This window comes from Duganella sp. Dugasp56, from assembly GCF_047304105.1.
Classification (GTDB): domain Bacteria; phylum Pseudomonadota; class Gammaproteobacteria; order Burkholderiales; family Burkholderiaceae_D; genus Rugamonas; species Rugamonas hordei.
On sequence record NZ_JBGLYQ010000062.1, the window covers coordinates 1 to 12,559 of the forward strand.

The 12,559-nt window shown below is 59.2% G+C and carries 22 protein-coding genes; all 22 read left to right on the top strand.

The window, feature by feature from the left end; translation table 11 throughout:
* The first annotated feature begins 198 nt into the window (after window positions 1-198).
* The 22 genes from ACCD07_RS29370 to rplR all read left to right on the top strand — a co-directional run bounded on the left by ACCD07_RS29370 (window position 199) and on the right by rplR (window position 12,556).
* Entirely contained in the window at window positions 199-594 is a 396-nt protein-coding gene (locus ACCD07_RS29370) for a hypothetical protein (RefSeq protein ID WP_176655246.1), read from the top strand.
* Between the two features lie 18 nt (window positions 595-612).
* Window positions 613-900, top strand: coding sequence for a type II toxin-antitoxin system RelE/ParE family toxin (locus tag ACCD07_RS29375; RefSeq protein ID WP_176655508.1), 288 nt, complete (start codon window positions 613-615; stop codon window positions 898-900).
* Window positions 901-961: 61 nt separating this feature from the next.
* Window positions 962-1,657, top strand: a complete 696-nt coding sequence (creB, locus tag ACCD07_RS29380) for a two-component system response regulator CreB (RefSeq protein WP_176655247.1) — start codon at window positions 962-964, stop codon at window positions 1,655-1,657.
* Window positions 1,654-3,087: a two-component system sensor histidine kinase CreC gene (gene creC / locus ACCD07_RS29385; protein WP_176655248.1), complete on the top strand. Its 1,434-nt coding sequence runs from the start codon at window positions 1,654-1,656 to the stop codon at window positions 3,085-3,087. The genes creB and creC overlap by 4 nt, the downstream gene beginning before the upstream one ends.
* A gap of 72 nt (window positions 3,088-3,159) precedes the next feature.
* Window positions 3,160-4,509: a cell envelope integrity protein CreD gene (gene creD / locus ACCD07_RS29390; protein ID WP_413449384.1), complete on the top strand. Its 1,350-nt coding sequence runs from the start codon at window positions 3,160-3,162 to the stop codon at window positions 4,507-4,509.
* A gap of 153 nt (window positions 4,510-4,662) precedes the next feature.
* Window positions 4,663-5,319 (top strand): 50S ribosomal protein L3, encoded by a 657-nt coding sequence (rplC, locus tag ACCD07_RS29395; RefSeq protein ID WP_008444287.1) that lies wholly within the window; start codon window positions 4,663-4,665, stop codon window positions 5,317-5,319.
* A 3-nt stretch (window positions 5,320-5,322) separates the two neighbouring features.
* A complete protein-coding gene (gene rplD, locus ACCD07_RS29400) occupies window positions 5,323-5,943 on the top strand; it encodes a 50S ribosomal protein L4 (RefSeq protein ID WP_026334873.1) in 621 nt (206 codons plus the stop codon).
* Window positions 5,940-6,254: a 50S ribosomal protein L23 gene (gene rplW / locus ACCD07_RS29405; protein WP_008444291.1), complete on the top strand. Its 315-nt coding sequence runs from the start codon at window positions 5,940-5,942 to the stop codon at window positions 6,252-6,254. Before rplD ends, rplW begins: the two co-directional genes overlap by 4 nt.
* Window positions 6,254-7,081, top strand: coding sequence for a 50S ribosomal protein L2 (gene rplB / locus ACCD07_RS29410; RefSeq protein ID WP_008444293.1), 828 nt, complete (start codon window positions 6,254-6,256; stop codon window positions 7,079-7,081). The genes rplW and rplB overlap by 1 nt, the downstream gene beginning before the upstream one ends.
* Before the next feature lie 10 nt (window positions 7,082-7,091).
* Complete coding sequence (gene rpsS, locus ACCD07_RS29415; RefSeq protein WP_008444295.1) at window positions 7,092-7,367, top strand: 30S ribosomal protein S19; 276 nt, start codon at window positions 7,092-7,094, stop codon at window positions 7,365-7,367.
* Window positions 7,364-7,696 carry a 50S ribosomal protein L22 gene (rplV, locus tag ACCD07_RS29420; protein WP_176362469.1) on the top strand — a complete coding sequence of 111 codons (333 nt, stop codon included), beginning with the start codon at window positions 7,364-7,366 and terminating at the stop codon, window positions 7,694-7,696. The genes rpsS and rplV overlap by 4 nt, the downstream gene beginning before the upstream one ends.
* Window positions 7,697-7,706: 10 nt before the next feature.
* Complete coding sequence (gene rpsC, locus ACCD07_RS29425; RefSeq protein WP_176655250.1) at window positions 7,707-8,519, top strand: 30S ribosomal protein S3; 813 nt, start codon at window positions 7,707-7,709, stop codon at window positions 8,517-8,519.
* Window positions 8,520-8,521: 2 nt separating this feature from the next.
* Window positions 8,522-8,941 carry a 50S ribosomal protein L16 gene (gene rplP, locus ACCD07_RS29430; protein WP_176655251.1) on the top strand — a complete coding sequence of 140 codons (420 nt, stop codon included), beginning with the start codon at window positions 8,522-8,524 and terminating at the stop codon, window positions 8,939-8,941.
* A gap of 12 nt (window positions 8,942-8,953) precedes the next feature.
* Window positions 8,954-9,145 (top strand): 50S ribosomal protein L29, encoded by a 192-nt coding sequence (gene rpmC, locus ACCD07_RS29435; protein ID WP_019923486.1) that lies wholly within the window; start codon window positions 8,954-8,956, stop codon window positions 9,143-9,145.
* Window positions 9,142-9,414 carry a 30S ribosomal protein S17 gene (gene rpsQ / locus ACCD07_RS29440; protein WP_166097829.1) on the top strand — a complete coding sequence of 91 codons (273 nt, stop codon included), beginning with the start codon at window positions 9,142-9,144 and terminating at the stop codon, window positions 9,412-9,414. The genes rpmC and rpsQ overlap by 4 nt, the downstream gene beginning before the upstream one ends.
* Before the next feature lie 260 nt (window positions 9,415-9,674).
* Window positions 9,675-10,043, top strand: a complete 369-nt coding sequence (gene rplN / locus ACCD07_RS29445; RefSeq protein WP_008444317.1) for a 50S ribosomal protein L14 — start codon at window positions 9,675-9,677, stop codon at window positions 10,041-10,043.
* 9 nt (window positions 10,044-10,052) lie between these two features.
* The gene (rplX, locus tag ACCD07_RS29450; RefSeq protein ID WP_176655252.1) at window positions 10,053-10,367 is read left to right on the top strand and encodes a 50S ribosomal protein L24; all 315 of its coding nucleotides are present in this window, start codon (window positions 10,053-10,055) and stop codon (window positions 10,365-10,367) included.
* A gap of 6 nt (window positions 10,368-10,373) precedes the next feature.
* Window positions 10,374-10,913, top strand: a complete 540-nt coding sequence (rplE, locus tag ACCD07_RS29455) for a 50S ribosomal protein L5 (RefSeq protein WP_008444321.1) — start codon at window positions 10,374-10,376, stop codon at window positions 10,911-10,913.
* Between the two features lie 7 nt (window positions 10,914-10,920).
* Window positions 10,921-11,226: a 30S ribosomal protein S14 gene (rpsN, locus tag ACCD07_RS29460; RefSeq protein ID WP_008444324.1), complete on the top strand. Its 306-nt coding sequence runs from the start codon at window positions 10,921-10,923 to the stop codon at window positions 11,224-11,226.
* Between the two features lie 14 nt (window positions 11,227-11,240).
* Complete coding sequence (gene rpsH / locus ACCD07_RS29465) at window positions 11,241-11,636, top strand: 30S ribosomal protein S8 (protein ID WP_008444325.1); 396 nt, start codon at window positions 11,241-11,243, stop codon at window positions 11,634-11,636.
* 10 nt (window positions 11,637-11,646) lie between these two features.
* Window positions 11,647-12,180 carry a 50S ribosomal protein L6 gene (gene rplF, locus ACCD07_RS29470; RefSeq protein WP_176655253.1) on the top strand — a complete coding sequence of 178 codons (534 nt, stop codon included), beginning with the start codon at window positions 11,647-11,649 and terminating at the stop codon, window positions 12,178-12,180.
* Between the two features lie 13 nt (window positions 12,181-12,193).
* Window positions 12,194-12,556 carry a 50S ribosomal protein L18 gene (gene rplR / locus ACCD07_RS29475; RefSeq protein ID WP_090325886.1) on the top strand — a complete coding sequence of 121 codons (363 nt, stop codon included), beginning with the start codon at window positions 12,194-12,196 and terminating at the stop codon, window positions 12,554-12,556.
* The last annotated feature ends 3 nt before the right edge of the window (window positions 12,557-12,559 follow it).

Here is a 12,559-nt window from a genome sequence, read left to right on the forward strand (position 1 = left end):
TTTTTTAAAAAAAAAAATTAAATTTTTTTATCCCCGCGGGGGGGGGTTTTTTCCCCCCCCCCCTGTTTTGGGGGGGGCGGGCCGTCCCCCCCCCCCCCCCCACGCCCGGCCCCATTGTTTTTGGCGCAGATCTATTGCGATGGCGAGATGCCGTGCTAGAGTGAAATCGATGCCGAAGAAAATTGTGAAGGAATTGCTATGCGGACGAATACTTTGGATCAAGTGGGGCTACGCGCCCTGCTTGCCTCGGATGAAGAATTCAACGTGTCGGCAGTCGGTGCCAACGGCTGCTGGCACGTCTGTATTTATACCGATTCCGGTGTGCGGGCATTCAGCGCGGCACACACGGAGAAGCTTCTGGAATTCAAGACGCTATCAGAAGTCGAACTATGTTTGCGTGAACTTGGCATCTATCAGTTTGAGGTGGACGGCAGTTCGTTTGACAGTGGCGGGAACCCGCATTTATCTGTGGCTGACCAAGAATATGAAGCATGGTTTAAAGCTGAAGTTCAAGAGGCGCTGGATGATCCGAGCCCTGCCATTCCCCACGAGGAGGCAATGCGCCTGATACGTGCCGAGCTTAAATTAAGCTGAGAGGCCACAGTGCATGCCGTGAACTGGAAAGCGAGAGCGCTTGCTGATTTGGCGGCAATTCTCCGCAAGATTTCCAGTGGTAGTAGTCTCGGCGCAGAAAGGTTGATGCGCCAGGTAGCGGCCAGGACAGCTCTGCTTTTATTTCATCCTCAACTGGGGCGGGAAGGGCGGCAACCGGGTACCCGTGAACTTGTCATCCATCGCCACTATGTGATGGTCTATCGAATAGACGGCGACCAAATCTCTATTCTGCGAATCCTGCATACGGCTAGGCAGTGGCCACCGAAGATCGGCTTCCGTCGCTGATGGCTGGACTTCCCTTTGCATGAGCGGTAGAGTTGGCGCATGATGACAACGCTGGAACCTTATGAGTAAGACCATCCTGATCGTCGAGGATGAGCAGGCGATTGCCGACAGCATCGCCTATGCCCTGCGCACCGACGGCTTCACGCCGCTGCATGTGACGCTGGGCGAGCAGGCGCTGGCGGCCATGCGCGCCGAGCCGGCGCCGCTGCTGGTGGTGCTCGATGTCGGCCTGCCCGACATGAGCGGGCTCGAAGTGTGCCGCCGCCTGCGCCAGTTCTCCGATGCGCCCATCATGTTCCTGACCGCCCGCAGCGACGAAATCGACCGCATCGTCGGCCTGGAGATCGGCGCCGACGATTATGTGACCAAGCCGTTCTCGCCGCGCGAGCTGGTGGCGCGCATCCGCGTGATCCTGCGCCGCATGACGCCACCGGCGCCGCGCTCCGCGACCGCTGCGGCGCCATCCGCCGCGGCCGGTTTCGAGCTGCGGCCGCAGGAAGCGCGCATCCTATACTGCGGCCAGCCGCTGGATCTGACCCGCTACGAATACCTGCTGCTGAAGACCCTGCTCGAGCATCGATCGCACGTGCTGTCGCGCGCGCAGCTGATGGACCGCGTCTGGACCGACGCGCCGGACACGCTGGAGCGCACCGTCGACGCCCACGTCAAATCGCTGCGCGCCAAGCTGCGCCTGATCGACGCCGACACCGATCCCATCCTCACCCATCGCGGCATGGGCTACAGTCTGGCCGCATGAGGATCGGCCTGCGCATCCTGCTGGGCTATTTCCTCATTGTCGGGCTGGCCGCGTGGTTCCTGCTGAATGTGTTCGTGGCCGAGGTCAAGCCCGGCGTGCGTTCGACCCTGGAAGATACGCTGGTCGACACCGCCGAACTGCTGGCCGGGGTGGTGGCCGAGGACATGAAGTCCGGCGCCCTGCGGGCCAGCCCCAAGCTGGCCGGCATGCACGACTACGGCCGCCGCCGCGTGAGCGTGGTGATCAATGGCGTGACCAAGCGCAAGCTGGACTACCGCGTCTACATCGCCGATGCGCGCGGCATCGTGGTCTACGATTCCGAAGGCGCGGCGACCGGCAAGGATTACTCGCGCTGGAACGATGTCTACCTGACGCTGCAGGGCAAGTATGGCGCGCGCAGCACCCGCACCGTCGAAGGCGACGACCGCAGCACCGTGATGCACGTGGCCGCGCCGATCATGGACGGCGAGCGCATCATCGGCGTGCTGACGGTGGCCAAGCCCCTGTCCAGCGTGCAGGCCTTCGTCGACCGCAGCCAGCGCAAGATCCTGCAGCGCGGCACGGTGCTGCTGGTGCTGTCGCTGCTGATCGGCCTGGGGTTTGCATGGTGGCTGGCGCGCGCGCTGCGGCAGCTGATGCATTACGTGTCCGAGGCCGAGGCCGGCCACAAGGTGGCGCCGCCGGCGCTGGGCAACAACGAGATCGGCACGCTGGGGCGCGCGCTGCACGCGATGCGCACCCGGCTCGAGGGCAAGGAATACGCCGAGCAGCTGATGCATACGCTGGCGCATGAACTGAAAAGCCCGATCGCCGCCATCCAGGGTTCGGCCGAGCTGCTGGCGGAAGGCGTGCCGGCGGAAGAGGCGCGCCGCTTTCTCGACAACATACTGAGCCAGAATGCGCGCCAGAAGCAGCTGATCGACAAGCTGCTGGCCCTGGTGCGCGTCGAGCAGCAGCAGGGGCTGGACGGAGCCGGGCCGGTGGGGCTGGCGGCGTTGTTGGACCAGGTAGCCGCCGACGCGGACAGCCGGTTGCGGCAGCGCGGCCTGCGCCTGCTGCTCAACGCGCCGGCCCAGCTGACGGTGCGCGGCGATGCGCTGCTGCTGCGTCAGGCCGTCGGCAACCTGCTGGACAATGCGATCGACTTCGCGCCGCAAGACGGCGCAGTGCGCATCGAGCTGGCGCGCGATGCGGCGGAGGCGGTGATCGCCATCGTCGACGGCGGCCCGGGCATCCCGGACTATGCGGTGGAACGCGTGTTCGAGCGCTTCTACTCGCTGCCCCGGCCGGCCGGCGCCAAGAGCACCGGACTCGGCCTGCCGTTCGTGCGCGAGGTGGCGGCCCTGCACGGCGGTTCCGTCACCGTCGCGAACGCGGAGCAGGGCGGCTGCCGCGCCGAGCTGCGCCTGCCGCTGCCGTTGACGCTCTGACTTCACACAGAACGCATCAACAACGCACATGGCGTTTCTACACTGGTAGCACTTTCAGCCAGAGGAATCGCCATGCAAAAAAAACTACTACTCAAATGCCTGATCATCTTCGGGCTGATGCTGTTGATCGGCTTGCCGCTGATGATGGTCGAAGGCACGATCAACGAACGCCTGCGCTTTCATGAGCAGGCGGTGCAAAGCATTGCCGAGGATTCGGTGCGCGAGCAGCGCGTGATCGGGCCGGTGCTGGTGCTGCCGTACACGGAGGAGGTCAAGGATCGCGATACCACCCGCATGGTGGTCCGCCGCAAGCTGGTGTTCCCGAACGAGCTGAAGATCGCCAGCAAGATCAACACGGAACGGCGCTATCGCGGCATCCACCAGGTGCTGATGTACAGCGGCGGCCACAGCTTCGCCGGCGACTTCAGCCTGCCAGCACTCGGCGACTTCCCGCGCGAGAGTCCATCCTCCCAATTGACCATGGGGCGGCCGTATATCGCGCTGTCGGTGTCGGACGTGCGCGGCATCCGCGACATTCCGGCCGTGATCGTGGCCGGCCGCAATTACAAGTTCGAGCAGGGCGCGCGCCTGCCCGGCTACCCCGGCGGCATGCACGTGCTTCTGGACCTGGCCGAGCTGAAGGCGGCCGGCGCGACGATACCGTTCGGCTTCTCGCTGCGCCTGGCCGGCACCGAGCGGCAGCACTTCGTTCCGGTCGGCACCAACAACATCGTCACGGTGGAATCGAACTGGGCGCATCCCCAGTTCGGCGGCAACTTCCTGCCGGAGACGCGCAATATCGGCGAGGCCGGCTTCAAGGCGGGCTGGCGGGTGTCGGCCATGGCCAGCGGCGCCCAGCAGCAGTTGACGGCGCAGGAAGTGGCGGGCGCGCTGCCAGCCGGTGCCGCCGACGCGCACACCAAGCTGGACAGCTTCAACATCGGCTTCATCGAGCCGGTCAACATCTACTCGCAGGCCGATCGCGCCACCAAATACGGCCTGCTGTTCGTGGCACTGACCTTTGCCGCCTTCTTCGTGTTCGAGATCCTCAAGCGCCTGCCGATCCACCCGATCCAGTACACGCTGGTGGGGCTGGCGTTGATCATGTTCTTTCTATTGCTGGTCAGCCTGTCCGAGCATATCGACTTTCTGGTGTCGTACCTGATCGCCGCCGGCGCCTGCATCGCGCTGATCACCTACTACCTGGCGGCCGTGCTGCGCAGCCGCGCGCGCGCCGGCGGCTTTGGCGCCGGGCTGGTGCTGCTGTATTCGGCGCTGTACGGCCTGCTGATCTCGGAAAACAATGCGCTGGTGCTGGGCAGCCTGCTGCTGTTCACGGCGCTGGGCGCGGTGATGGTGGCCACCCGCCGCTTCGACTGGTATGGAATTGGCAACGATGCCGAGCAGGAATCGTTGCCGTGAAAACCCGACATACCTCGTATTAAGTTGTTGCGTCAAGTGTCTTTTCACGCTACACTAGCCGGCTTCGGTATGGATACGCCTTTTTATTGATCCGTACTAATTTTAGTAGTTCAACATATCCCCGCCCAATCGTAGGTGGGAATTGGAGAAAAAATGAGCCTTGGCCTTCTCGGTCGCAAGGTTGGTATGATGCGCATCTTCACCGATGACGGGGATTCGATCCCAGTCACCGTGTTGGACGTATCGAACAACCGTGTTGCGCAAATCAAAACTCCTGAAACTGACGGTTATTCCGCTGTTCAGGTCGCATTCGGTCAACGTCGCGCTTCCCGCGTAACGAAGGCTGTTGCTGGTCACCACGCTAAAGCTGGTGTTGAAGCCGGTACTCTGTTGAAAGAGTTCCGCGTCGACGCTACCAAAGCTGCCGAACTGAAAGCTGGCGATGTCGTTGCCGCTTCCCTGTTCGAAGTCGGTCAAAAGATCGACGTTCAAGGTGTCACGATCGGTAAAGGCTATGCCGGTACCATCAAGCGTCACCACTTTGCTTCGGGCCGTGCTACCCACGGTAACTCCCGTTCGCACAATGTTCCCGGTTCCATCGGTATGGCGCAAGATCCAGGCCGCGTGTTCCCAGGTAAGCGCATGACCGGTCACCTCGGTGACGTCACCCGCACTGTGCAGAACCTCGAAATCGCCCGTATCGATGCCGACCGTCAGCTGCTGCTGGTCAAAGGCGCGATCCCAGGCGCGAAAAACGGCCAGGTCGTTGTATCGCCTGCTGTCAAAGTTAAAGCAAAGAAGGGAGCTTAAACGATGGAACTCAAGCTCTTGAACGCTCAAGGTCAAGCCGCCTCTAACGTAGCTGCCGCCGACACCATTTTCGGCCGTGACTACAACGAAGCCCTGATCCACCAAGTCGTCGTTGCTTACCAAGCCAATGCTCGCAGCGGCAACCGTAAACAAAAAGACCGTGAAGAAGTCCACCACACGACCAAGAAGCCATGGCGCCAAAAAGGTACCGGCCGCGCTCGTGCTGGTATGTCGTCGTCGCCACTGTGGCGCGGCGGTGGTCGCATCTTCCCGAACTCGCCTGACGAGAACTTCACCCACAAAGTGAACAAGAAGATGTATCGCGCAGGTATCTGCTCGATCCTGTCCCAGCTGGCCCGCGAAGATCGCCTGACGATCATCGAAGACCTGACGATCGAAGCGCCAAAGACCAAGCTGCTGTCGCAAAAGCTGACCGGCATGGGCTTTGACTCGGTTCTGATCATCACCGACGTCGCCAACGAAAACCTGGAACTGGCATCGCGTAACCTGCCTAACGTACTGGTTGTTGAACCACGTCACGCAGATCCAATGTCCCTGGTGTTCTACAAGAAGATCCTGGTCACCAAAGCTGCACTGGCTAAGATTGAGGAGATGCTGGCATGAGCGCATTGAAATTTAGCGAAGAGCGCCTGATGAAGGTGCTGCTGGCTCCGGTCATTTCCGAAAAGGCCACCATGGTCGCGGAAAAGAACGAACAGATCGTGTTCCGTGTAACCACCGACGCGACCAAGCCAGAAATCAAAGCCGCTGTTGAACTGCTGTTCAAAGTGGAAGTGGAATCGGTGCAGACCGTCAACCGCGAAGGTAAGCAGAAGCGTTCCGGTGCCCACACCGGCCGCCGCAACCATACCAAGCGTGCTTTCGTGTGCCTGAAACCTGGCCAGGAAATCAATTTCTCCGAGGAGGCTAAATAATGGCACTCGTTAAGATGAAGCCAACCTCCCCAGGCCGTCGCGGCATGGTGAAAGTTGTGAACCCGGACCTGTACAAAGGTCGTCCGTTCGCAGCCCTGGTTGAGAAAAAATCGAAAACTGCTGGTCGTAACAACAACGGCCACATCACCACCCGCCACATCGGCGGTGGTCATAAGCAGCACTATCGCCTGATCGACTTCAAGCGTCAGAAGGATGGCATTCCTGCGAAAGTGGAACGTATCGAATACGATCCTAACCGCACCGCGAATATCGCCCTGCTGTGCTACGCCGACGGCGAGCGTCAATACATCATCGCCACCAAAGGCATGAGCGTTGGCGACACCGTGATGAACGGTTCGGAAGCGCCGATCAAGTCGGGCAACTGCCTGCCGATCCGCAACATCCCAGTCGGTACCGTCATGCACTGCGTCGAAATGCTGCCAGGTAAGGGTGCCCAGATGGCCCGTACCGCCGGCGCCGGCGTGGTCCTGATGGCCCGCGAAGGTACCTACGCTCAAGTGCGCCTGCGCTCGGGTGAAGTGCGTCGCGTGCACATCGAGTGCCGTGCAACCGTGGGTGAAGTCGGCAATGCCGAACACAGCCTGCGCAAGATCGGTAAGGCCGGCGCGATGCGCTGGCGCGGTGTTCGTCCTACCGTTCGCGGTGTGGTCATGAACCCGGTCGATCACCCGCACGGTGGTGGTGAAGGTAAAACTGCAGCTGGTCGTCATCCAGTGTCGCCTTGGGGCCAACAGACGAAGGGTAAGAAGACCCGCAGCAACAAGCGCACTTCTTCCATGATCGTCTCGCGCCGCGGCAAGAAATAAGGGGTAGCACATGACTCGTTCATTGAAAAAAGGGCCGTTCTGTGACGCCCACCTGGTGAAAAAAGTCGAAGCCGCACAAGCAGCCAAAGACAAAAAGCCAATCAAAACCTGGTCCCGTCGTTCGACCATCATGCCTGACTTCATCGGCCTGACGATCGCCGTCCACAATGGCAAGCTGCACGTGCCGGTGTACGTCTCCGAGAACATGGTTGGTCACAAGCTCGGTGAATTCGCGCTGACCCGCACGTTCAAGGGCCATGCCGCTGACAAGAAGGCGAAGAAATAATGGAAACCAAAGCTATCCTCAAGGGTGTGCGCTTGTCGGATCAAAAAGGTCGCCTCGTGGCTGACCAGATCCGCGGCAAGAAAGTTGACGCTGCACTCAACATTCTGCAATTCAGCCCAAAAAAGGGCGCGACCATCATCAAGAAAGTGCTGGAGTCGGCTATCGCCAACGCCGAGCACAATGACGGCGCGGACATCGACGAACTGTTCGTGAAAACGATCTACGTCGAAAAGGGCCCGATCCTGAAGCGCTTCACTGCACGCGCTAAAGGCCGGGGCGATCGTATCTCGAAACAATCGTGTCACATTTACGTGACCGTCGGCAACTAAGGAGCTAAAAATGGGTCAAAAAATTCACCCAACCGGCTTCCGCCTGTCGGTTACCCGTAACTGGGCGTCGCGTTGGTACGCGGGCAACAGCAACTTTGCCTCGATGCTCAACGAAGACTTGAAAGCACGCGCTTACCTGAAGACCAAGCTGAAGAACGCTTCGGTCGGCCGCATCGTCATCGAGCGTCCTGCCAAGAACGCGCGCTTCACGATCTACAGCTCGCGTCCGGGCGTGGTCATTGGTAAAAAAGGCGAAGACATCGAAGTACTGAAGTCGGCGCTGACCAAGATCATGGGCGTGCCTGTCCACGTGAACATCGAAGAAATCCGCAAGCCGGAAATCGACTCGCAGCTGATCGCCGATTCGATCGCCCAGCAGCTGGAAAAGCGCATCATGTTCCGCCGCGCGATGAAGCGTGCGATGCAAAACGCCATGCGTCTGGGTGCCCTGGGCATCAAGATCATGTCGTCGGGTCGTCTGAACGGTATCGAAATCGCTCGTAAAGAGTGGTATCGCGAAGGCCGTGTGCCACTGCACACCCTGCGCGCCGATATCGACTACGGCACCAGCGAAGCTTCGACCACCTACGGCATCATCGGCGTTAAGGTCTGGGTATACAAGGGTGACCGCGCGCCTAACGGCGACGCACCAGTCATCGATACCCCGCCAGACGAGAAGAAGCCACGTGGCCCACGTCGTGACGACGGCAAACCAGCTGGCCGTCCGCGCCCAGCCGGTGCCGGCGCCGGTGCGAAACCAGCCGCTCCAGGTGCAGCCCGTGTGCGCAGCGCCGCCAAGCCGGCCGAGAAAGCAGGAGAATAATCATGCTGCAACCAGCACGCAGAAAGTATCGTAAAGAGCAGAAAGGCCGTAACACCGGCATTTCGCACACCGCCGGCACTTCGGTGTCGTTCGGCGAGTTCGGTCTGAAAGCCGTTGCCCGTGGTCGTATCACGGCACGCCAGATCGAGGCAGCACGTCGCGCCATGACCCGTCACATCAAACGTGGCGGCCGTATCTGGATTCGCGTGTTCCCGGACAAACCGATCTCGAACAAGCCTGCCGAAGTCCGTATGGGTAACGGTAAAGGTAATCCGGAGTACTACGTCGCTGAAATCCGTCCAGGCAAAGTCCTGTACGAAATGGATGGCGTCGCAGAAGAACTGGCGCGCGAAGCATTCCGCCTGGCCGCTGCCAAACTGCCACTGGCGACCACGTTCGTGATCCGCCAAGTCGGCCAATAACAGGAGTGAAATATGAAAGCATCTGAACTCCGCGGCAAAGACCAGGTAGCTCTGCAAAAAGAGCTGAATGACCTGTTGAAGGCACAATTCGGCCTGCGTATGCAAATCGCTACGCAACAGCTGAGCAATACTTCGCAGCTCAAGAAGGTACGTCGCGATATCGCACGTGTAAAAACGGTAATGAACACCAAGGAAGCCAAATGACCGAAACAGTGAACAAGCCGCTCAAGCGCACGCTGATCGGTAAGGTGGTGTCCGACAAGATGGACAAGACCGTTACCGTTCTGATCGAACGTCACGTGAAACATCCTTTGTACGGCAAGATCATCGTGCGCTCGAACAAGTACCACGCGCACGACGAGACCAACCAGGTGAAAGCCGGTGACACGGTGGAAATCGTGGAAGGTCGTCCGATCTCCAAAACGAAGGCATGGACCGTGACCCGTGTGGTGCAAGCCGCACAAATCGTTTAATTGAAGTGCACGCCCCCGCTGGCAACAGCGGGGGCGCTTCAATTAGTTCTTGCAAGCCCGCGAGTTGTATGTAATACTTGCGGGCTTCGTTCATGTAACGCCGCAAAGTGTCTGGCCACAGACGCAGAACCGTGCGGTCAGTGCAGTACGAAGGTCAAGCACCCAAACAGTGGGCCCAGCAGGGCACTCTGGCGGGACCAAGACTGACCGCAGGTCCGCATTGTGTGGATTCTTCGGCTTAAGTTGGGAAAGAGAATACTATGATTCAAACTGAAAGCCGGCTCGAAGTGGCTGACAATACCGGTGCCAAAGAAGTTATGTGCATCAAGGTATTGGGCGGCTCCAAGCGCCGTTATGCTGGCATCGGCGACGTGATCAAGGTAACCGTTAAGGTTGCTGCGCCACGCGGTCGTGTCAAAAAAGGTGAAATTTATAACGCCGTGGTAGTGCGCACCGCTAAAGGTGTTCGCCGCCAAGACGGTTCCCTGGTGAAGTTCGACGGCAACGCTGCCGTTCTGCTGAACGCCAAGCTGGAACCGATCGGTACCCGTATTTTTGGACCAGTGACGCGCGAGCTGCGCACTGAAAAGTTCATGAAGATCGTGTCCCTGGCACCGGAAGTCCTGTAAGGAGTCGTAATGGATAAGATTCGTAAAAACGACGAAGTCATCGTTCTGACCGGGAAAGACAAGGGCAAGCGTGGCGTCGTTCAGCAGCGTATCGATGCTGAGCATGTCGTGGTTGAGGGCATCAACGTCGCCAAAAAAGCGACCAAGCCTAACCCAATGACTGGCGTACAAGGTGGTATCGTCGATAAGACTATGCCGATTCACGTGTCCAACGTTGCATTGTTCAATGCAGCGACTGGCAAGGCAGACCGTGTCGGTTTCAAAGAAGTGGATGGCAAAAAAGTCCGCGTCTTCAAATCGTCCGGCGAAGTAGTGAAGGCTTAAGAAATCATGGCACGTCTCCAAGAATTCTATAAAGAAAAAGTCGTCGCCGACCTGACCGCGAAATTCGGTTACAAGTCGGTGATGGAAGTTCCACGTCTGACCAAGATCACCCTGAACATGGGTGTTGGTGAGGCCATCGCGGACAAGAAAGTCCTCGAGCACGCTGTCGGCGACCTGACCAAGATCGCCGGCCAGAAGCCGGTGACGACCAAGTCGCGCAAAGCTATCGCGGGTTTCAAGATCCGTGAAGGCTACCCGATCGGTACCATGGTCACCCTGCGCGGCGCTCGCATGTACGAGTTCCTCGATCGCTTCATCACCGTGGCCCTGCCGCGCGTGCGCGATTTCCGCGGTGTCAATGGCCGCTCGTTCGATGGCCGTGGTAACTACAACATCGGCGTGAAAGAGCAGATCATCTTCCCGGAAATCGAGTACGACAAGATCGATGCGCTGCGTGGTATGAACATTTCGATCACCACCACCGCCAAGACCGACGACGAAGCGAAAGCTCTGCTCGCCGCCTTTAAATTCCCGTTCAGGAACTAAGAAGATCATGGCAAAACTCGCACTGATTAACCGTGAGCAGAAACGCGTCGACCTGGCAAACAAGTTTGCCGCCAAGCGCGCCTCGCTGAAGGCCATCATTGATGACCAGTCGAAGTCGGAAGAAGAACGTTACGAAGCGCGCCTGAAGCTGCAAGCGCTGCCACGTAACTCGGCACCGACTCGCCAGCGTAACCGCTGCGCCGTCACCGGTCGTCCACGCGGCACTTTCCGTAAATTCGGTCTGGGCCGTATCAAGCTCCGTGAATTCGCCATGCGTGGTGAGATCCCGGGTATGACTAAAGCAAGCTGGTAATAGGAGAATATGCAATGAGTATGAGCGATCCTATCGCCGATATGCTGACCCGCATTCGTAACGCCCAAGGCGTGCAAAAGACGACCGTGGCCATGCCATCGTCGAAAGTTAAAATTGCGATTGCCAACGTCCTCAAGGACGAGGGTTACATTGAAGATTTCGCCGTAGCCGAAGCTGGTGGCAAGGCGGAACTGAAAATCGGTTTGAAGTATTATGTTGGCCGTCCCGTCATTGAGCGCCTTGAGCGCGTGTCCCGTCCGGGCCTGCGCGTCTACAAGGGCAAAGACGAGATCCCTACTGTGATGAATGGCTTGGGTGTGGCGATCGTGTCGACTCCGCAAGGCGTCATGACTGACCGCAAAGCACGCGCTACCGGTGTCGGCGGCGAAGTTATTTGCTACGTCGCATAAGGAGTTAGACATGTCTCGTGTAGCTAAAATGCCAATCGCTGTGCCAGCTGGCGCTGATGTCGCCATCTCCGCGCAAGCGATCACCGTCAAGGGCCCGCTGGGCGTCTTGACCCAGGCCCTGAACGGCCAGGTAAAGGTGGAAAACAACGCAGGAACCCTGAGCTTCGTCGCCGCTAATGACAGCCGCGAAGCCAATGCCATGTCCGGTACGCTGCGCGCACTGGTCAACAACATGGTCGTTGGCGTGACCAAGGGTTTCGAGAAAAAGCTGAACCTGGTCGGTGTGGGTTACAAGGCGCAAGCGCAAGGCGACAAGCTGAATCTGTCGCTGGGCTTCTCGCACCCTGTCGTGCACGCCATGCCAACCGGCGTCACCTGCGCTACCGCAACGCCGACGGAGATCATCATCAAAGGGATCGACCGTCAGCAAGTGGGCCAAGTGGCTGCTGAAGTTCGCGCTTACCGCTCCCCTGAGCCTTACAAGGGCAAGGGCGTCCGTTATGCGGACGAAGTGGTTAAGATTAAAGAAACCAAGAAGAAGTAACTAGGGGCTGACGATGGACAAGAAAGAATCACGTCTGCGCCGCGGACGCCAAACCCGGATCAAGATCGCGCAACAGAAAGTGAACCGCCTGTCGGTACACCGCACTAACCTGCATATCTACGCGAACCTGATCTCGCCGGATGCCAAAGTACTGGTATCGGCCTCCACGGCAGAAGTCGAAGTGCGCAACGAACTGGCTGGCAAATCGGGCAAGGGCGGCAACGCTGCTGCTGCCGCGATCGTCGGCAAGCGCGTCGCAGAGAAAGCACTGAAAGCAGGGATTACCGAAGTCGCGTTCGACCGCTCCGGTTTCCGTTACCACGGCCGTGTGAAGGCGCTGGCAGAAGCCGCGCGCGAAGCCGGTCTGAAGTTCTAAGGA